General features: G+C 59.2%; 17 protein-coding genes and 1 tRNA gene. 10 read left to right on the top strand and 8 right to left on the bottom strand.

Annotation, left to right across the window (positions count from 1 at the left end; genetic code table 11):
• Nucleotides 1-45: 45 nt before the first annotated feature.
• A complete protein-coding gene (gene rpoH, locus ACN0SY_RS10355) occupies nt 46-930 on the bottom strand; it encodes an RNA polymerase sigma factor RpoH (RefSeq protein WP_417686982.1) in 885 nt (294 codons plus the stop codon).
• 185 nt (nt 931-1115) lie between these two features.
• Entirely contained in the window at nt 1116-2141 is a 1026-nt protein-coding gene (locus ACN0SY_RS10350) for an RluA family pseudouridine synthase (RefSeq protein WP_417686980.1), read from the bottom strand.
• Here ACN0SY_RS10350 and ACN0SY_RS10345 point away from each other — a divergent pair.
• Together ACN0SY_RS10345 and ACN0SY_RS10340 are read left to right on the top strand one after the other, a co-directional pair.
• Nucleotides 2140-2505 (top strand): hypothetical protein, encoded by a 366-nt coding sequence (locus tag ACN0SY_RS10345; protein ID WP_417686978.1) that lies wholly within the window; start codon nt 2140-2142, stop codon nt 2503-2505. The two genes, ACN0SY_RS10350 and ACN0SY_RS10345, sit on opposite strands and share 2 nt — an antisense overlap.
• A gap of 111 nt (nt 2506-2616) precedes the next feature.
• Nucleotides 2617-2691 (top strand) — tRNA-Glu (locus ACN0SY_RS10340).
• A gap of 70 nt (nt 2692-2761) precedes the next feature.
• Here the strand turns inward: ACN0SY_RS10340 and ACN0SY_RS10335 are convergent.
• The 4 genes from ACN0SY_RS10335 to ACN0SY_RS10320 form a co-directional block, all read right to left on the bottom strand.
• A complete protein-coding gene (locus tag ACN0SY_RS10335; RefSeq protein WP_417686976.1) occupies nt 2762-5488 on the bottom strand; it encodes an HAD-IC family P-type ATPase in 2727 nt (908 codons plus the stop codon).
• A 20-nt stretch (nt 5489-5508) separates the two neighbouring features.
• A complete protein-coding gene (locus tag ACN0SY_RS10330) occupies nt 5509-6282 on the bottom strand; it encodes a DeoR/GlpR family DNA-binding transcription regulator (protein WP_417686974.1) in 774 nt (257 codons plus the stop codon).
• Between the two features lie 57 nt (nt 6283-6339).
• Entirely contained in the window at nt 6340-7563 is a 1224-nt protein-coding gene (locus ACN0SY_RS10325) for a hypothetical protein (protein ID WP_417686973.1), read from the bottom strand.
• 144 nt (nt 7564-7707) lie between these two features.
• A complete protein-coding gene (locus ACN0SY_RS10320; protein WP_417686971.1) occupies nt 7708-8307 on the bottom strand; it encodes a DUF1134 domain-containing protein in 600 nt (199 codons plus the stop codon).
• Between the two features lie 156 nt (nt 8308-8463).
• Between ACN0SY_RS10320 and ACN0SY_RS10315 the strand changes: the two genes are divergently transcribed.
• The 7 genes from ACN0SY_RS10315 to ACN0SY_RS10285 all read left to right on the top strand — a co-directional run bounded on the left by ACN0SY_RS10315 (nt 8464) and on the right by ACN0SY_RS10285 (nt 15556).
• Nucleotides 8464-8910: a YHS domain-containing (seleno)protein gene (locus tag ACN0SY_RS10315; protein ID WP_417686969.1), complete on the top strand. Its 447-nt coding sequence runs from the start codon at nt 8464-8466 to the stop codon at nt 8908-8910.
• 99 nt (nt 8911-9009) lie between these two features.
• Complete coding sequence (gene chpT, locus ACN0SY_RS10310; protein WP_417686967.1) at nt 9010-9654, top strand: histidine phosphotransferase ChpT; 645 nt, start codon at nt 9010-9012, stop codon at nt 9652-9654.
• Between the two features lie 134 nt (nt 9655-9788).
• Nucleotides 9789-12560 (top strand): hybrid sensor histidine kinase/response regulator, encoded by a 2772-nt coding sequence (locus tag ACN0SY_RS10305; protein WP_417686965.1) that lies wholly within the window; start codon nt 9789-9791, stop codon nt 12558-12560.
• The gene (locus ACN0SY_RS10300) at nt 12557-13036 is read left to right on the top strand and encodes a chemotaxis protein CheW (protein WP_417686963.1); all 480 of its coding nucleotides are present in this window, start codon (nt 12557-12559) and stop codon (nt 13034-13036) included. Before ACN0SY_RS10305 ends, ACN0SY_RS10300 begins: the two co-directional genes overlap by 4 nt.
• A 44-nt stretch (nt 13037-13080) precedes the next feature.
• Complete coding sequence (locus ACN0SY_RS10295; protein WP_417686961.1) at nt 13081-13446, top strand: response regulator; 366 nt, start codon at nt 13081-13083, stop codon at nt 13444-13446.
• 20 nt (nt 13447-13466) lie between these two features.
• Nucleotides 13467-14681, top strand: a complete 1215-nt coding sequence (locus ACN0SY_RS10290) for a protein-glutamate methylesterase/protein-glutamine glutaminase (RefSeq protein ID WP_417686959.1) — start codon at nt 13467-13469, stop codon at nt 14679-14681.
• Nucleotides 14678-15556, top strand: coding sequence for a CheR family methyltransferase (locus ACN0SY_RS10285; protein ID WP_417686957.1), 879 nt, complete (start codon nt 14678-14680; stop codon nt 15554-15556). Before ACN0SY_RS10290 ends, ACN0SY_RS10285 begins: the two co-directional genes overlap by 4 nt.
• 88 nt (nt 15557-15644) lie before the next feature.
• Here ACN0SY_RS10285 and ACN0SY_RS10280 read toward each other — a convergent pair whose 3' ends face one another.
• Complete coding sequence (locus ACN0SY_RS10280; RefSeq protein ID WP_417686955.1) at nt 15645-16523, bottom strand: LytTR family DNA-binding domain-containing protein; 879 nt, start codon at nt 16521-16523, stop codon at nt 15645-15647.
• A 309-nt stretch (nt 16524-16832) separates the two neighbouring features.
• Between ACN0SY_RS10280 and ACN0SY_RS10275 the strand changes: the two genes are divergently transcribed.
• The gene (locus ACN0SY_RS10275) at nt 16833-17804 is read left to right on the top strand and encodes an MBL fold metallo-hydrolase (protein WP_417686953.1); all 972 of its coding nucleotides are present in this window, start codon (nt 16833-16835) and stop codon (nt 17802-17804) included.
• Between the two features lie 144 nt (nt 17805-17948).
• Here the strand turns inward: ACN0SY_RS10275 and ctrA are convergent.
• On the bottom strand, nt 17949-18551 hold a 603-nt coding region (gene ctrA, locus ACN0SY_RS10270), incomplete at its 5' end, for a response regulator transcription factor CtrA (RefSeq protein WP_417686951.1).

Raw genomic sequence — 18551 nt, 5'->3', positions numbered from 1 at the left:
GGTCAAATGCCCGGTTTTTTGAAAATCATGCGAGGGCTTGCGCCTTCAGGCCGTTGGCCGTTCCATGTCGCGCGCGCTGTTGCGTACGGCCTTCTGGACCTTTTCGAAAGCGCGCACTTCGATCTGGCGCACACGTTCGCGGCTAACACCGAACTCTCCGGAAAGGTCTTCCAGGGTCATTGGATCCTCTGACAGCCGCCGGGCTTCAAAAATACGCCGCTCACGGTCGTTCAGAACGTCCATGGCATTTGTCAGAAGCTTGCGGCGCACATCCAGTTCTTCCTGGTTGGCGAGCATCGTCTCCTGGCTTTCGCTCTCGTCGACCAGCCAATCCTGCCATTCACCCGCGTCTGCTTCTGCGCGAACCGGTGCGTTCAGGCTCGCATCACCGCCGAGACGGCGGTTCATGGAGATCACTTCCTCTTCGCTGACGCCAAGGGTTGTAGCGATCTGGTTGACCTGCTCAGGCTTCAGGTCACCCTCATCGAGAGCCTGGATCTTGCCCTTGAGGCGACGCAGGTTGAAGAACAGGCGCTTCTGGTTTGCGGTGGTGCCCATTTTTACGAGCGACCAGGACCGCAGGATATACTCCTGGATCGCGGCCTTGATCCACCACATGGCGTAGGTCGCAAGACGGAAGCCCTTGTCGGGCTCGAAGCGCTTGACGGCCTGCATCAGGCCGACATTGCCTTCGGAAACCACTTCACCGATCGGAAGGCCATAGCCGCGGTATCCCATTGCGATCTTGGCAACGAGGCGAAGGTGAGAATTGACCAGCCGCTCGGCGGCCTCTGGGTCGTCATGCTCCTTGTACCGCTTGGCGAGCATGTACTCTTCCTGCGGCTGGAGCATCGGAAACTTGCGAATTTCGTCGAGGTAGCGGCTCAATCCGCCTTCCCCGGCAGTCAACATCGGTACATTCTGGGCCATGAAATGCGCCCCCTTTCTCCCGAAATGTGCTCCCTTTCAGACGGCTACGCTCCGCAGATCCCCCGCGCGAACGCTGTCCTGCATGCAAGGCAAACACGTTCATGCAGCGCCCGTTCCCGGCCCGCTGCTTTTCTCAATATAGGTATGAATGCGCCCATTGCATGGCTTTCCAGTGAAAGCCTATTCTAAAATTTTCGTAATACGCGCAAAAGCTCATCGAAATCAGCAGGATATGGGCTTTCGAAGCGCAAGGTCTCCCCTGTCACAGGATGCGCGAACGCAAGCAAGCCTGCGTGCAGTGCTTGCCTGGGGAAATTGGCGACAACGGATTTCAGCGGCTCTTCCAGACGGTTCGCCTTCGTCTTGAAGCCTGCGCCGTAGTCATGGTCGCCGATCAGCGGGTGGCCGATATGGGCCATGTGAACGCGGATCTGGTGGGTTCTTCCGGTCTCCAGGCGGCATTCCATCAGTGATGCAAGTGCCGGCTGGTCCTCCGGTCCGAAACGCTCCTTGACCTGCCAGTGCGTCACTGCATGACGGCCATTTGTCTTCACCACGGCTATTTTTTGCCGATTGGCATTTGAGCGGGCGAGGTTCGCGTCGATAGTTCCCTTGAGGCTCGAGGGTGCTCCCCACACCAATGCGGAGTATGCGCGTTCCAGAGGGCCGGTCTTGCCATGATCCGCGAACTGGGCGGAAAGGCCCTGATGGGCGACGTCGGTCTTGGCGACCACGAGCAGGCCAGAGGTGTCCTTGTCGATGCGGTGAACGATGCCCGGCCGCTTGACGCCTCCGATGCCCGAAAGGCTGTCACCGCAGTGGTGGATGAGGGCATTGACCAGCGTCCCGGTCCAGTTGCCAGCTCCGGGATGCACGACGAGACCGGCTGGCTTGTCGACGACGATGACGTGATCATCTTCATAGACAATGGTAAGCGGGATATCCTCTCCCTGCGGATCAGGATCCTCGGCCTCAGGGACGCTCAAGGCAAGCAACTGGCCTTCGTTGACCCGGAATTTAGGCTCAACTATCTTGGCGCCGTCCACGGTGACCTCGCCGGCACGGATCAGCGCCTGCACGCGGTTGCGGCTCAAGCTGTCCAGTTGCCCCGCCAGGACGGCATCCAGGCGCTTGCCGGTGTCTTCTGCATCAACCTGATAGGTGAAGTCCGCGTCCAGTTCGGCCGGATCTTCCGGAGTAATGTCATTCATGAATCAACCTGAGCTCAATGGCCAAGACGGTCAGGGCCGCGACGATCAACCGCTTGATCCGGCGACCCTGAAGATCCAGGCAAAGCTGAAGCGCCTGCTGGCCGGCTCTTCCCTTGTGATGTTCGCGGGATTTGTGGCTGTCTTCGCAGCTATTTTCTACAAGATCAACTCCTCAGATTCCGGATTGGACGCCGATGCCATCCCGTCAACGATCGTGATTGGGCCCAATGCGGTTGTTGAAGACATGGAACTGGCAGGTGGCCGTCTGATCGTTCTGGTCCGCGAAGGCGAGAGCCGGGCGCTGCTGCATATCGATCCCGCCAGCGGTCGCCAGATCGGCAGAAGTGATTTCGTCGCCCGCTGAAAAGTTATGAACAGGTGGCTTGCCACAAAATTCGAAAAGGGGGTTGCGCGAAGCCTTCGAGGGTCTTATACGCGCAAACCACGGCCCGAGACACAGTCTTAGGCCCACCGCGCGCCCATCGTCTAGCGGTCAGGACGTCGCCCTTTCACGGCGAAAACAGGGGTTCGATTCCCCTTGGGCGTGCCATTTTCTCCCGGCACCATTTAATATTTTTCGGTTTGGCGTACCAACGCCGGATCGAACGGTGTTCATCTGATCAGATGGCTCCCAGCGCAGAGCGCATGCGCTTCTCGATCTCCAGAATTCCATACAGTATGGCTCCGAGGCCGAAGAGCAGCGCCACATCCCGATAGTCCAGGGCTTCGGTATCGAAAAGCTGTTGGAACGGGTGGAGGTAGGTAAAGGCTGCTTGTGCGATCAGCACGACCGATATCGTCGTCCAGACAGCCCTGGTTCCTCTGAAAGAACGAAGACTCAAACGGTCTTCATGCATGTTGCGAACGAACAGAAGCTGGAAGATCTCGAGTACGGCGAGCGCGTTGACCGACATTGTGCGAGCATAAGCGACCGAATGGCCCTGCTCTGTCGCGTACACGAAAAGCGCGAAGACGGCCATCATGAAGAGCCCTGAAACGAGAGCGATGTACCAGGCGAGCTGCCCGGTCAGCAGCGGATGAGCGCGTGACCGCGGTGGTCGGGTCATGGTTTGCGCTTCGCTGGGTTCGAAGGCGAGCGCCATGCCAAGGGTCGATGCTGTCACAAGGTTGATCCAGAGGACCTGCGCTGCTGTCATGGGCAGTGTCAGGCCCAGCAAGAGTGCTGCAACGATCGTCAGGGCCTCTCCGGTGCTCGTGGGCAGCGTAACTGCAATCACCTTGACGATGTTGTCGTAGACGGTCCGGCCTTCCCGAACCGCGTCGGCGATTGAGCGAAAATTGTCGTCGGCGAGGATGAGGTCAGCGCTTTCACGTGCGGCCTCGCTACCCTTCAGGCCCATGGCAATGCCTGCATCGGCCCGCTTCAGCGCAGGTGAATCGTTGACGCCGTCGCCGGTCATGGCAACCGTCAGGTGTTGGGCTTGCAACGCTTCCACGAGCCTGAGCTTGTGTTCCGGGCTTGTGCGGGCAAAGACATCCGTATCAAGCACGGCCTGCCGAAGTTCGACGTCACGCATGAGGTCCATATCGGCACCGGTCAGGACACTGTCGGGCTGCAGAAGGCCGATCTGCCTGCCGATTGCCGCGGCGGTTCCGGCGTGATCGCCTGTGATCATCTTCACGCGGATCCCGGCGGAAAGGCAGGCGGCAACGGATGCCACTGCTTCCGGACGTGGGGGGTCCATCAGGCCAACGAGCCCCAGAAAGACAAGGCCTTCTTCGATATCGGCCTGTCGCAGTTGGCCAGTTTCGCGAGAAACGGACTTTGTTGCGAACGCCAGAACGCGCTGTCCTTCCCTTGCGAGGGCCTCTGCTTTCTGGTGCCAGAAACGCTGGTCCAGAGGGCAGTGTGTTCCATCCTCTTTCAGAACATGGGTGCACATGGACAACAGTCTTTCCGGCGCTCCCTTGACCGAAATCAGTCCCTGCGCATTCCCGGGATCATCGGAGAAATTCAGAACTGCCATGTATCGATGACGTGCGTCGAAAGGGAGTACTGACGAGCGCTGCCACTGGGCGGTCTCCTCACGCCAGCCCGTCTTTTCCGCCAGAACCAGCAAGGCCCCTTCCATCGGATCTCCTGCAACTGACCAGTCGTCTTCATCGCGAATGAGCCGAGCGTCGTTGCATAACCGTGCGGCGGTTGCCAGCTCTCCCAGAACAGGGTCGTGGTTCGGCCGGTCAAGCTTCTGACCGGTCGCGACCTCAATCACCTCACCGTCTGGAGCATATCCCTGGCCGGTGATCGAGTAGTCGTGGTCTGCAACCACCACCGATGTGACAGCCATCTCGTTGAAGGTGAGGGTGCCGGTCTTGTCGGTGCAGATGACCGAGACGCTGCCGAGCGTCTCTATGGCGGGAAGGCGGCGGACGATTGCATTTCTTCTGGCCATCGCCTGAACTCCGATGGCAAGGGTTACGGTCAGAACTGCCGGGAGGCCTTCCGGGATCGCCGCCACGGACAGGCCAACGATTGCCATGAAGAGCGGCTGCGGATCCATGTGCCGGACCCAGTAGCCATAAGCGAACAGCAATGCTCCGAAAATGAGAATGAGGAACGTCAGCCATCGCGCGAATATGTTCATCTGCGCGATGAGCGGGGTCTGAAGTTCCTGAACGCGCCCGACGAGACCGCTTATCTTGCCGATCTCGCTTTCACTGCCGGTGGCAACCGCAACTCCGAGGCCCTGACCGCGTGTGACCAGCGTTCCGCTATAGGCCATGCAGGACCGTTCTGCGAGAACGCTCTCCCTGGCGGAGCGTTCAACCCTTTTGGAAACCGGAACAGATTCTCCGGTCAGGATGGCTTCCTGAACCTGAAGGTCGCTGGCTTCGATCAGGCGCATGTCCGCCGGTACGAGTTCACCTGCCTCCAGGACCAGGATATCGCCGGGAACGACGTCCTTTCCCGGAATGGAGTGACGCAGACCTTCGCGTATGGCCGTGGCGCGAGGCGCTATGATCTTGCGGATCGAAGCCATGGCGTTCTCGGCCTTGCCTTCCTGAATGACGCCGATCACTGCATTCGCGATGACGACCGCCATGATGACGAGGCTATCGGCCAGGTGGTCAAGGGCAAACGCCACGGCTGCAGACGCGATGAGCGCATAGATCAGGAGGTTGTGAAACTGGCCGACAAAACGCCTGAGCAGGCTTTTGGGACGGGGAGCGGGCAGCGCATTGGGACCGAACCTTTCCAGCGCGCGAGCCGCTTCGGATTCGCTCAAGCCTTTCTGGTTCGAGTTGAAATGCCGAAGCGCGGCTTCAAAGGGCAGCTCGTGCCAGGCGTTTGTTTCGGTCTTGGTTTCGGGCGAGGGTGATGACATGTGCCCGTTCCGGCGGGAGGTTAATCAGTCTCATTCTTGCCGGTTTCAACCAGCAGCACTTCTTCGTCCCTGGCAATCTGCTTGATCCGCTCTGAAGGGCATTGATCTGTAACAAAGGTGTCGACCTGGGACAGGTGCCCGACCCGCACCGGAGCGGTTCTTTCGAACTTGGTGCTGTCAGCAACGAGGATGACATGCCGGGCGTTTTCCATGATTGTCTGGGTCACGCGCACTTCCCGGTAATCGTAGTCGAGCAGCGATCCGTCCGGATCGATCGCAGAAGCCCCGACGATCGCGAAATCGACCTTGAACTGACGCATGAAGTCGACGGCGGCCTCTCCGACGATGCCGCCGTCGGAATGGCGCAGGACACCACCTGCGATGACGACCTCGATCTGGGTGTAGCCGCGCATCAGGCTTGCAACGTTGATGTTGTTCGTGATCGCCATCAGGCCGCGATGCTGCAGAAGCGCCTGTGCCACGGATTCCGTCGTCGTGCCGATATTGATGAACAGCGAAGCATTGTCGGGAATGATTTCCGCAACCTTGGCGCCAATGTCGGCCTTTTCCTTGCTCGATATGATCCGCCGCGCTTCATAGCCGACGTTCTCGATGCCCGATGAAAGCAATGCTCCGCCGTGGGTTCTTGCAAGCAGGCGTCGTTCGCAGAGTTCGTTCAGGTCCTTGCGGATCGTCTGGGGGCTGACATCAAACCGCTTGGCCAAGTCATCGACACTTACCCTGCCTGACTGGCGGGCGATTTCAAGAATGGCGTTGTGGCGTGCAATCAGCATTGTGACTGGTGGTTCCCTGTCCGCCTTGCGTGGCGGGAGATGCTTGATGGGGCGACATCAGGCGACATCGCGATTTTTGGCGCGGCTGCTCTTGGTGCGCGGGGATCCGGTGGCTGCGGATACAGTCTTTTCGCTTTTTGCAGACGCCTTTTGTCGCTGGGATGCTTGAGAGGTCTCGCCATCCTGCGCTGCGGTTGTCTTTTTTGGGGCTGCGCTGCCGGAGCGCATGATCCGGTTGACCAGGGCGGATGCATCCAGAACAGCCGGATTGTTGGCGCTTGCGGTTCCGTTCCCGGCCTTGGCCGCGGTGTCATCCGAGTTGGTCGAGGTCGTTTTTACATCCGGCTTTGCGGACGGACCCTCTGACGTTCTTCCTTCGCTTTGCGCCGGTGCAGGGCTCGCCTGCAATGTAGCGGCGAGGTCGCTTCTGAGATCAGAGACCTGATCCCTGGCGCGCTTGAGCGTTCTGTCTCGATCCTTGAGAAGCGCGGCAAGCCGGGCTTTTTCATCCTGGGCCCACTTCAGATCACGTTCCAGCTGGGAAATCCGGTCGTCACCCTTTGGCGTTTCAGGGTCCATGGCCGCCGACAACCGGGCGACCTCGGCCTGGGCGGATATGAACCGCGTTTCGGCGTCTACCAGTTCGGCTTCAAGGCTGGTGATGATCTTTCGAAGGTCGTTCGAATCGGTCAACAGCAACGGATCGGTGACGACCGCCTTGCTTCCGTCTTTCTCCAGCTGCGCCTTCAGGGTCGCGACCTGAAGTTCGAGGCCCGCAATCGTAGTCTGAACCAGCGGGTCGCGCGGGTCTTCGGCGGGATCCTGCGCGGAGGTGGTTTCGCTTTCGGTCTTGAACCCTGCAAGTTCCTGTTCGGCGTCGGAAAGTCGTGCCTTGGCCTGGGCAAGCTCCTGGGCGAGAGCTTTCGTCTTTGCCTTTCTGCCGCCAGATGTTGTCTGCGCCTCATCAAGGGCTTTCACAAGAGCTTCGATCTCTTTCTTGTGAGCGGCCTTTAGCCTGATGGTCTCAGCGGTCAAACGGCCGGCCTCGAGGCGGTGGCGGGCGCCGGTCTGGCGTTCGCGCTCCATGGCCTCTTCAACCTGGCGCATTTCGATGGCATGAGTGGCTCGTTCAAAGTCCTGAGCAGCGCGAACTTCCGCATATGTGCCCGGATTCACGGCGAGTATGGCTTCCTTGGTCAGGCGCACGGCGCGTCTGTAGATAGCCGGAAAAATCGCGGCGGCCAGCAGCGTGGCAAGCGCAAAGCCGAGTGCAATATACATTGCCGCTTCAATCAAGACCGGCTCCGTGAACGATCCAAAGACATTAAAACCATCCCATCATTACCCGAGCCGGTCAAATCCGCCAAGGATTTACGGTGGACGCCGGTAGCATTTGCCGCAGCCCCGGCTACCGGCAAGGGTCGATCAGAAAGGATTCCAGGTCGGTTTGTCGGTAAACTTGAGGTAGCCCATGTTTACGCCGAGACGGGCGCCTACGCCCGAGCGTACGGGAACCACGACCACGTCATAATTCTTCAGGACGGTCATGCCGACGCCGCCGACCAGATAGGCCGACCCGTTCACGCCGAGAAAGCGGTTGTACATCGCCTCCAGTGACGGAAGATTGTAGATCAGCATCATGACGCGAGCTCCGTCGCCGCCGAAATCCCATCCGACCGACGGGCCCTGCCAGAAGATCTTGTGGGTGCCGGCGTTGCGCGTGTAGAGGTGGCCCTCGCCATAGCGTGCCCCTGCAACGAAAGCTCCCGAGCCTTCCTCGCCGAGGATGTAACCGTTGGGTTCGCCATATTGGCTGAAGGCGCGTTCGACCACGGAAGCCAGTCCGCCGGACACGGAGCCGAAGAACTGGTGGCCTGCCTTGACGATTTCATCTTCCTGATAGGTTTGGGGCGGAAGCGTGCTGCCCTGATCAGCGTTCGCCGCATCGTTTGCGAATGACGTCATGCCGCAGACAAGCATGAGCATGGCCAGCCCCTTGGAGAAGGAAGTGGTAAGCCGGTTCATTCAGATTGTCTCCCGTTGACACGCCCGACGGCTCGCGCCGGATGGCGGGCGTAGTGCTAGAATATTGCCTGCGGCAGATGATTCGTCATGGCTGCCGAAGAACTTGGATGCGAATCGATGCCAGAGTGTAGTGCAAATAGGACAAGGGTGTGGCTTTTGCCCGCTGCGATCCTTTTCCTCTGCCTTCTCTTGCAGCAAGCCACCGCGCGGCCGGAAACCTTTGTCCCGGATCCCATCGCCGGCTATGCGCTGGGCGGTCACGATCCTGTTGCCTATTTCGTTGACCGGAAGCCGCGTCCTGGTAGCAAGAAATTCGAATTCAGGTGGGGCGGCGCGGAATGGATCTTTGTCAACCAGGGAAACCTGGAGGCATTCAGGAAGGCACCTGAGGTCTATGCACCGCTTTTTGCCGGATGCGGCGGGTTTGCTTTGGCCGAGGGATATGCCACGGCGGGCAATCCTTTCATCTTTGCGATCGTGGATGGCAAGCTCGTTTTCTTTCACTCGATCGTCAACCGCTTCCTGTTTCTGGTCAATTCACAGCAACTGATGGCCGATGCAGCCGTGCAGGCCGAGAAAACCGGTTGTAAACCACAGCTTTGAGACCTGCTGGCAGCTTGGCAGGCCAGCACATCGTGTGTATCCCTGAAGTTTAGTTAACCGAATCATTCTCTGCAGCGCTTCGAAGGGCATTGATCCGCTATGACCGCACTCAAGGAACTTTCCTCGCTCGACCTGTCCGCACTCGTGGCCAGCCGCGTCTGTCATGACATCATCAGCCCAGTCGGCGCGATCACGAACGGGCTCGAAGTGCTCGACGAGGAAGGGTCCGAGGACATGCGCGAGTTCGCCATGGACCTGATCCGCAAGAGTGCCCGCCAGGCCTCTGCCAAGCTGCAGTTCGCCCGTCTTGCTTTCGGCGCCGCAGGTTCTGCCGGGGCCGAGATCGATATGGGTGACGCGCAGGTCGTCGCGACCGGCTTCATGGAGAATGAGAAATCGGACCTGAACTGGCAGGTTGAACGGCACCTGATGCCGAAGAACCTGGTCAAGCTTCTGCTCAACCTCATTTTGATCGCAAACCAGTGCGTACCGCGTGGTGGCGAGATCACCGTCGTGATGGATGGCGAGCCAGCTTCCCCGGAGTTTATCCTTTCCGCGAAAGGGCTGAACCCGCGCATTCCTCTTGGCATGCAGGAAATCCTCTCGGGAGAAGAGCCCGAGCGTGTCGATGCCCATTCGGTGCAGCCAATTTATACAGTACTTCTTGCAAGGGAGTGCGGAATGACTTTGGCAATAACCAAGGAAGAAGACACGGTTCGCCTCAGTGCTACAAAGGCAGTCTAGACTGGTTGAATAAAAGTCTTCGACTGTTTCAGCGTATCTTAACTGTTTCGGCCCAACCTCACTGACATGGACATCCCGGTCCAGCCGCCTCTCGTAGGCGCGGAACCAGTAACCAAGTCGGGTGAGAGCAGGCCATGGACGACCTCCTCAGGGAATTTATTACCGAGACCAATGAAAGTCTCGATGTTGTTGACGTAGAGCTCGTTAAGTTCGAGCAGGAACCCAACAACGCAACGATCCTTGATAACATTTTCCGTCTCGTACATACCATCAAGGGTACGTGCGGGTTCTTGGGCCTACCTCGCCTGGAAGGGATTGCGCACGCAGCAGAGACGCTGATGGGCAAGTTCCGCGAAGGCGTTCCCGTGACGCCCGATGCCGTTTCCCTGATCCTTAGCTCTATCGATCGCATCAAGGACATCCTTGGTGATCTTGAGGCTGCCGAAGGTGAAGAGCCGGCTGGTGACGACAGCGATCTGATTTCCGAACTCGAGCGCATGTCGATGAGTGCCGAAGCGGGTGGCGCCTCTGCCAAGGCAGCCGAACCTGAGCCGGAGCCGGCAATCGAGGTTCCGGACCAGAGCCTCGAGCGTGAACTGCGTCCGGGTGAAGTCTCCCTCGACGAACTGGAGCGCGCATTCCGCGAGACCGAAGTCGAAGTGGAAGTCGCCGAAGCTGAAGTCGAGGAAGCCCCGGCCGAACTGGAAGCTCCTGCCCCCGAGGCCGTTGCAGCCCCGGTAGCAGAAGCGCCGAAGCCTGCCGCAGCCAAAAAGGCCGCGGAAAAGCAGCCGGAAGCCGCGAAGGCCGACGACAAGAAGGCCGGTGGCCCGTCCGTCTCGAACCAGTCCATCCGCGTCGCCGTGGATACGCTGGAACATCTGATGACGATGGTTTCCGAGCTGGTGTTGACCCGTAACCAGCTTCTTGAAATCGTTCGCCGTCATGAAGACAGTGAGTTCAAGGTTCCGCTACAGCGCCTGTCCAATGTCACCGCAGAGCTGCAGGAAGGCGTCATGGCGACCCGCATGCAGCCGATCGGCAACGCATGGCAGAAGCTGCCGCGTATCGTCCGCGACCTGAGCCAGGAACTCGACAAGCCGATCGAACTGGAAATGATCGGCGCCGATACCGAACTTGACCGTCAGGTCCTTGAAATGATCAAGGATCCGCTGACCCACATGGTTCGCAACTCCGCCGACCACGGCCTTGAAATGCCGGCTCAGCGCCGCGAGTCCGGTAAGCCGGACAAGGGTACGATCACCCTTGCCGCTTACCATGAAGGTGGTCACATCATCATCGAGGTCCGTGACGACGGTAAGGGTCTCGACGTTCAGCGCATCAAGGACAAGGTGATTGAGCGAGGTCTCGCGAGCGAGGCCGAAGTGGACAAGATGTCCGACGCGCAGATTCACAAGTTCATCTTTGCTGCAGGCTTCTCGACCGCAGCAGCGGTGACGAGCGTATCGGGCCGCGGCGTCGGCATGGATGTTGTGCGCAACAACATCGAGCTGATCGGTGGCACGGTCGACCTTCGCTCCGTACCGGGCAAGGGCACCAGCTTCATCATCAAGATCCCGCTGACCCTGGCAATCGTTTCCACCCTGATCGTGGAAGCCGGTGGCGATCGCTTCGCGATCCCGCAGCTCTCGGTTGTCGAGCTGGTTCGTGTTCAGAACAATTCCGAGCACCGCATCGAGCGGATCAAGGACACGCCGGTCCTGCGCCTGCGCAACAAGCTGTTGCCGCTGGTCCACATGTCGCAGCTGCTTGGTATCTATGAAGGCGAGGACATCGAGAACGCGATCGACGATGACAATGGCTTCATCGTGGTCATGCAGGTCGGTAGCCAGACCTTCGGCGTTGTTGTCGACGGTGTCTTCCATACGGAGGAAATCGTGGTCAAGCCAATGTCCACGATGCTCCGCAACCTGACCATGTTCTCGGGCAATACCATCCTCGGCGATGGCTCCGTGATCATGATCATCGATCCGAACGGTGTCGCGAGTGCAATGGCAAGCCATGCTTCCAGCGCGGTGGCCGAGCAGAGCGAGGACGAGTCGGAAGACATGCATCGCAAGGCTCAGACCAGTCAGTCGTCGATCTCGCTGCTGCTTTTCCGCGCCGGAGCACCGGAGCCGAAGGCTGTGCCGCTCTCACTCGTCACGCGCCTGGAAGAGTTCGAGGTCTCCAAGATCGAGCGTTCGAACGGCCGCGATCTCGTGCAGTACCGCGGTGCTCTCATGCCGCTCGTCTATATCAACGACGGCGACCAGCACAAGATGGAAGGCACGCAGCCGATGCTCGTGTTCTCCGACAGCGGCCGCTCGATGGGCCTCGTGGTCGACGAGATCGTCGACATTGTCGAGGATCGCATGAACATCGAGGTCGGCTCGGAGCGTCCGGGTATCCTCGGCTCTGCAGTTGTCAAGGAACGCGCGACCGAAATCATCGACCTCGGCTATTACCTGCCGCAGGCATTCGAAGATTGGTTCATGCGCAAGGAAATGGACATCGCGATGCTCACCAAGAAGGTGCTCTTCGTGGATGACTCGTCCTTCTTCCGCAACATGTTGACCCCGGTTCTCAAGGCCGCCGGCTACGATGTGACGACTTGCAACAACCCGAAGGAAGCTCTGGAGCTTCTGGAGAACGGTGCAAAGTTCCACGCCGTCGTCAGCGACATCGAAATGCCGGATATCAACGGCTTCGAGTTCTGTGAAGCACTGCGCCGCGATCCGCGTTTCCGCAACATTCCGATCCTTGCCCTGTCCGCCATGGTGACACCGGCATCGATCGAACGCGGACGCCAGGCAGGCTTCGATGACTATGTCGCAAAGTTTGACCGTCCCGGCCTGATTGCGGCCCTCAAGGATGTCTTCTCTGGTGAAATGGGAGTTGCCGCATGAGCGTGCTGGAGAACAACGTCGCCGCTGGCGCTGACATGATCCAATACGTAACGGTGGTCATCGGTGGGCAGCTGTTCGGACTGCCCATCAGCCAGGTCCACGATGTCTTCGTGCCGGAAAGCGTCACGCGCGTGCCGCTTTCAGCTCCGGAAGTCAAAGGCGTGCTGAACCTTCGCGGACGCATCGTCACGGCAATCGACATGCGTCGCCGCCTCCATCTGCCGCCGCAGAAGGAAGGTCAGATGATGGCGGTCGGTATCGAATACAAGCAGGAAAGCTATGGTCTCGTGATCGACTCCGTCGGCGAGGTTCTGACCCTTCCGAGCAGCTCTTCCGAACCCAATCCGTCCAACCTTGACAAGCGCTGGGCAGAGATTTCAGGCGGCGTTCACCGTCTGGATGGGAGACTGATGGTGATCCTCGACGTCGCGCGCCTGCTTGGCACGATGTTCCCGGAGCCGATGGCAGCGGCCTGATTATTTGACCGGAAGCAACCGGCCGTTCAACGGAGACTACCCTTATGAAGCAATGTCTTGTTGTCGATGACTCGAGCGTTATCCGGAAGGTGGCACGCCGCATTCTGGAAGACATGAACTTTACCATCACCGAAGCGGAAGATGGTCAGCAGGCACTCGATGCATGCCGGCAGAACATGCCGGATGCGATCTTGCTCGACTGGAACATGCCGGTCATGGATGGCTTGGAATTCCTCACGAGCTTGCGCGGCGAGGAAGGCGGCGAAAAGCCCGTCGTGGTGTTCTGCACCACCGAGAATGATGTGGCTCACATTGCCCGGGCGATCCGCGCTGGTGCCAACGAATACATCATGAAGCCGTTTGACCGGGAAATCGTAGAAGCGAAGTTCCAGGAAGTCGGGCTTATCTAGTTTAGCGTTGGACCCATTGAATGGCCTTTGCACAACAAAACATTAGTACCGGGGCCAACCCGGGCACGGACCCCATCCGCGTCATGGTCGTTGACGATGCAGTTGTCATCCGCGGCCTCCTCAGCCGTTGGCTGGACGCCGATCCAGGGCTGTCTGTCGTTGGGTCGCACCGCAACGGAAAGCTCGCGGTCGATGATATCGAGAAGAGCAATCCGGACGTGGTTGTCCTCGATATCGAGATGCCGGAAATGGACGGCATGACGGCACTTCCGCTTATGCTGGCCAAGAAGCGCGATCTCGTCGTGATCATGGCCTCGACGCTTACCCGCAGAAATGCCGAGATCAGTCTCAAGGCGCTTTCACTGGGCGCCTCCGACTATGTTCCCAAACCGGAATCCACTTCTGAAGTCACGACTTCAGTCGATTTCAGGCGAGAGCTGATCGACAAGGTCAAGGCCTTGGGTGCGCGTGCCCGACGCATGCGTGGTCCTGCGCGAACGATGCGCGCGGAAACGAATGCCGGGCGGACCGCTTCGCAGGCACCTGTCGGTCGTTTGACAACCCCTGCGCGGCCCGCAACAAGCCTTCGGCCGGGAGCAGGAGCTGCGGCTCCTTCGGCCCTCAAGACGAAGCCTTATTCCGCGGTCAAGCCCAGGATCCTTGCAATCGGATCTTCGACCGGTGGCCCGCAGGCTCTGCAGCAGGTCATGAAGGAAATCGGGACGGCGATGCACGACGTTCCCGTGGTCATCACACAGCACATGCCGCCGACCTTCACAGCCATCCTCGCCGAACATGTTGGCAAGGCTGCCTTGCGTCCTTCCAAGGAAGGCGAGGACGGAGAAGTCATCAAGCCGGGCAACATCTACGTTGCTCCGGGCGGCAAGCACATGATCCTCGAAAAGGACGCCGGGTCCGTGAAAATCCGTTTGACGGACGGAGAGCCCGTCAATTTCTGTAAACCGGCCGTGGACCCGCTGTTTGACAGCGTCGCCAAGATCTATGGTTCCGCGACCCTCGGCCTCATTTTGACCGGTATGGGACATGACGGCGCTGCCGGCGTGAAAACGATCTCGGCCGGAGGGGGTAGTGTCATTACACAGGATGAAGCAACGAGCGTTGTTTGGGGTATGCCCGGAGCTGCAGCCAACACGGGAATGTGCAGTGACATTCTTCCGCTGCCTGAAATCGGCCCGAAAGTCGCTCGTATCTTGAAGGGGGGCGGCGCTCGATGACCCCGACTGAATTCGACTTCCTGAAGAAGTTCTTGAAGGACCGGTCGGGTCTGGTCCTTTCAAACGACAAGCAGTACCTCGTCGAAAGCCGTCTGCTTCCGATCGCAAAGATAGCCAAGTATGAGACGCTGAGCACGCTCATCGGGCACCTGCAGCGCGGTGGCAACGCGAAGCTCGAGAATGATGTTGTCGAGGCCATGACCACGAACGAGTCGTTCTTCTTCCGTGACAAGACGCCGTTCGATCACTTCAACGACACGATGCTGCCCGCGCTGCTAGAGGCCCGGTCCCGCACGAAGACGCTCAAGATCTGGTGTGCGGCGGCTTCCTCCGGTCAGGAACCCTATTCCCTGGGTATCTGCATCAAGGAAGCGGCTTCGAAGCTGGCAGGATGGCGTACCCGCATCATCGGTACCGACCTCTCGATGGAGGTTCTGGAGAAGGCAAAGGCCGGTCTCTACAGCCAATTCGAAGTTCAGCGCGGTCTTCCGATCCAGATGCTGCTGAAGTACTTCGATCAGAAGGGCGACATGTGGCAGATCAACCCGGATCTGCGTGCCATGATCGAATGGCGCAAGCTCAACCTGCTGGACAACTTCTCGCACCTCGGCGAGTTCGATGTCCTTTTCTGTCGCAACGTGCTGATCTACTTCGACCAACCGACCAAGACGGAAATTCTGGATCGCCTTGCGAAGATGGTTCCGGAAGACGGATATCTTGTTCTGGGTGCAGCCGAGACGGTCGTCGGGCTGACCGACGCGTTCAAGCCCGTTGCCGGCAAGCGCGGACTGTTCCAGCGCAAGCAGACGGCGGCCAAGATCGGTTCATCCGCACCGCGTCTGGTCGCGGGAGCCGGAGGCAGCCTGCATCGTTGAGGCGGCAGCCTAGTCGATCGATCATTGTCAGAATGTACAAGACGGCGGCCAATGGGTCGCCGTTTCGTCTTTGCGCCTGCGATTCCGATCAGGCTTTGATCTGGAAAAGGGCTTCAGCCTTGCGCGCGTTTCGCCTGCTGACCGGGACCGACGTTCCGTCCTTCAACCTGAGGCGGAGGTTGTTGCCGTCCCGATAGAGCTGCTCAACTGCGTCGGTCGACACCCAGTGACTGCGATGGACACGCATTCCCATGGTCTCGGGCAATTGCCGTACCAGGTCGTTGAAACGAAGGAGTACCATTCGCGTCTGGCTGGCGCCGACAAGGCGCACGTAGTGCTCCTGCGCTTCGGCACGCAGCAAGGTGTCATCGAATGGGGGTTCCAGAAGAGTGAGAACCGCGGCAGGGGCGGAGTGCATGGCGGGGTCAGCCGCAAGCTGGCCTTGTACAATGGGGGCGCGCTCATGGTCGTTCGCAGGCGTTTCTGCGCTTGCCTGAGGAGCGGCTTGCATTATCCATGGAACGGCGACAATGCACGTGAGGACAAGGTGATTGTCGAGAAGATAGAACAACTCGAAGAGGAACACTGTCAGTCGGTCTCCCACCGCTGACGGGTCCGGCGCTAAGGCGACGTCCAAGCCGCCCTGGGTTGAAGAGATTTCCAGTTGTTCCAGTTCCGGCAGGCCGAGGATAATATCCATGGCGGTAACGGCGAGCACGAAGGGAACGAGGGTCGCGAGCGCAACCCCCAGGGCCGCCAGTGCTCGCTTCCACGGATGCGCGGCGCTGGACGCGATCAGGTGGAGGCCGGCGATAATGACTGCCGCTTCGATCGCAATACGAACGAACCAGTAGGCATAGACCGCGGCAACACTCCAGCCGGGCGGAATCGGTGTCTGGGTCGCGGCAATCAGTGCTGCTGCCAAGCCTGCAAGCAGGACCATCGGCTTCAATGGCAAGCTGCTCACGCGATGTTCCTCCCATTCCATTCCTTCTGCCATTAAAGACGCATGAATGGCGCCAGGCAAATAACTATTTGTTTTCACGGGAGATACCGAATTCGAGACGATCTCACTGTTTCCGCTCATGAAGAAATTCACTTTGTCACTTTCCTAAAGAGCGTTCTGCACCACTCTCTATGCAGTGCGGTCAGACGTCCGCATGATCCCGCGCGAGCATACAGAGGCCGAAAGATCCTCTCTGGTACGCTATTGGAAGAGTGACGGTTTGGCCGGCCTGGGCTCGCAGCGGAGTGGGTAATCGACTTGGAGAGTGACATGAGCGATTTGGGTTTGAAGATCTCGCGACGTGCGGCCCTTTTGGGAACTGGCGGCGCGTTGGCAGGGGCTGCCGTATCAACCATCACGCCGGCTATCGCAGGTGCCGAAAAGCAGGGTGCGCTGTCAAACCCTGTTGCCCGCTACACACTGGGCGGCTTCGAGGTCAACACGCTGCTCGATGGCGCGGTGACGATGGAAGAGCCGCAGAAGACATTCGGCATGAATGTGGGCGCCGAAGAGTTCGGTGAGGCTTCGAGCCAGAATTTCATTCCGGCCGACAAGGTCCGCATGTTCTTTACTCCGACGCTGGTGAACACCGGCAACGAGCTGGTTCTCTTCGATACGGGGGTCGGCGAGGGTGGACGGCCTGCCCGCGGCAACATGCGTGCGGCAATCGAGAGCGCGGGCTATACGCCCGAGCAGGTGGACGTCGTGGTTTTGACGCACATGCATCCCGATCACATAGGTGGCCTGATGGAAGGCGATGCGCCGGCCTTTGCCAACGCGCGCTACGTTACGGGTACGACGGAATATGACTTCTGGTCGAAGATGGATCCGGAAGCCAACGGCGTGACCAAGCTGATGGCCAAGAACGTCAAGCCGCTGGCCGAGAAGATGACCTTCCTCGATGACGGTGGTTCTGTCGTATCGGGCATCACCGCGGTATCGGCACATGGCCACACTCCGGGCCACATGACCTATATGCTGGAAAGCAATGGCGCCCAGATGCTCCTTGCCGCTGACACGGCGAACCACTACGTCTGGTCTCTTGCCTATCCCGACTGGGAAGTTCGCTTTGACATGGACAAGGAAGCTGCAGCCGCTGCTCGGCGCAAGATCCTGGGCATGCTCGCCAGCGACAAGATCCCGTTCGCCGGCTACCACATGCCATTCCCGTCGGTGGGCTATGTCGAGGCGAATGACAACGGGTTCCGGTACGTCCCGGAGAGTTATCAGCTCGATCTCTGACGCTTCACGCAACCCGTTCGAAGTCTTCTACGGCCGGAACCTTGGGTTCCGGCCGTTTTCATGCATGCATCGCGCTGCTCGACAAAAAACCTCGCAAGAGCGATCTTGCGAGGTTTTTGAACTGGAACGCTGTCAGGATCAGGCTTACGCAGCCTGTTCCACCTCCGGCTCGCGAAGCACATAGCCGCGGCCCCAGACAGTTTCGATGTAGTTCTTTCCGGACGTCGCTGCTGCGAGCTTCTTGCGCAGCTTGCAGATGAAGACGTCGATGATCTTGAGCTCAGGTTCGTCCATGCCACCATAGAGGTGGTTGAGGAACATCTCCTTGGTGAGCGTCGTTCCCTTGCGCAGGGAGAGCAGCTCGAGCATCTGGTATTCCTTGCCGGTCAGATGGACGCGCTGGCCGCCAACTTCGACGGTCTTGGTGTCCAGATTGACCTTGAGGTCGCCGGTGACGATGACGGACTGGGCATGGCCCTTGGAGCGTCGAACGATGGCGTGGATGCGGGCGACCAGCTCATCCTTGTGGAAGGGCTTGGTCATGTAGTCGTCTGCGCCGAAGCCGAGGCCGCGAACCTTGTCCTCGATACCGGCATTGCCGGACAGGATCAGGATCGGCGTCTTTACCTTCGAGACGCGCAGAGTGCGGAGAACCTCGTAACCGGACATATCCGGCAGGTTCAGATCCAGCATAATGATGTCATAGTCGTACAGTTTGCCGAGGTCGATTCCTTCCTCGCCAAGATC

The organism is Roseibium sp., from assembly GCF_048261595.1.
Taxonomy (GTDB): domain Bacteria; phylum Pseudomonadota; class Alphaproteobacteria; order Rhizobiales; family Stappiaceae; genus Roseibium.
This window is presented reverse-complemented; position numbering and strand designations above follow the sequence as displayed.

What these genes read in the sequence shown, in the direction of transcription:
- rpoH (WP_417686982.1), bottom strand. Translation starts at nt 930, where the DNA reads ATGGCCCAGAATGTACCGATGTTGACTGCCGGGGAAGGCGGATTGAGC.
- ACN0SY_RS10345 (WP_417686978.1), top strand. Translation starts at nt 2,140, where the DNA reads ATGAATCAACCTGAGCTCAATGGCCAAGACGGTCAGGGCCGCGACGAT.
- ACN0SY_RS10350 (WP_417686980.1), bottom strand. Translation starts at nt 2,141, where the DNA reads ATGAATGACATTACTCCGGAAGATCCGGCCGAACTGGACGCGGACTTC.
- ACN0SY_RS10335 (WP_417686976.1), bottom strand. Translation starts at nt 5,488, where the DNA reads ATGTCATCACCCTCGCCCGAAACCAAGACCGAAACAAACGCCTGGCAC.
- ACN0SY_RS10330 (WP_417686974.1), bottom strand. Translation starts at nt 6,282, where the DNA reads ATGCTGATTGCACGCCACAACGCCATTCTTGAAATCGCCCGCCAGTCA.
- ACN0SY_RS10325 (WP_417686973.1), bottom strand. Translation starts at nt 7,563, where the DNA reads ATGTATATTGCACTCGGCTTTGCGCTTGCCACGCTGCTGGCCGCCGCG.
- ACN0SY_RS10320 (WP_417686971.1), bottom strand. Translation starts at nt 8,307, where the DNA reads ATGAACCGGCTTACCACTTCCTTCTCCAAGGGGCTGGCCATGCTCATG.
- chpT (WP_417686967.1), top strand. Translation starts at nt 9,010, where the DNA reads ATGACCGCACTCAAGGAACTTTCCTCGCTCGACCTGTCCGCACTCGTG.
- ACN0SY_RS10305 (WP_417686965.1), top strand. Translation starts at nt 9,789, where the DNA reads ATGGACGACCTCCTCAGGGAATTTATTACCGAGACCAATGAAAGTCTC.
- ACN0SY_RS10300 (WP_417686963.1), top strand. Translation starts at nt 12,557, where the DNA reads ATGAGCGTGCTGGAGAACAACGTCGCCGCTGGCGCTGACATGATCCAA.
- ACN0SY_RS10295 (WP_417686961.1), top strand. Translation starts at nt 13,081, where the DNA reads ATGAAGCAATGTCTTGTTGTCGATGACTCGAGCGTTATCCGGAAGGTG.
- ACN0SY_RS10290 (WP_417686959.1), top strand. Translation starts at nt 13,467, where the DNA reads ATGGCCTTTGCACAACAAAACATTAGTACCGGGGCCAACCCGGGCACG.
- ACN0SY_RS10285 (WP_417686957.1), top strand. Translation starts at nt 14,678, where the DNA reads ATGACCCCGACTGAATTCGACTTCCTGAAGAAGTTCTTGAAGGACCGG.
- ACN0SY_RS10275 (WP_417686953.1), top strand. Translation starts at nt 16,833, where the DNA reads ATGAGCGATTTGGGTTTGAAGATCTCGCGACGTGCGGCCCTTTTGGGA.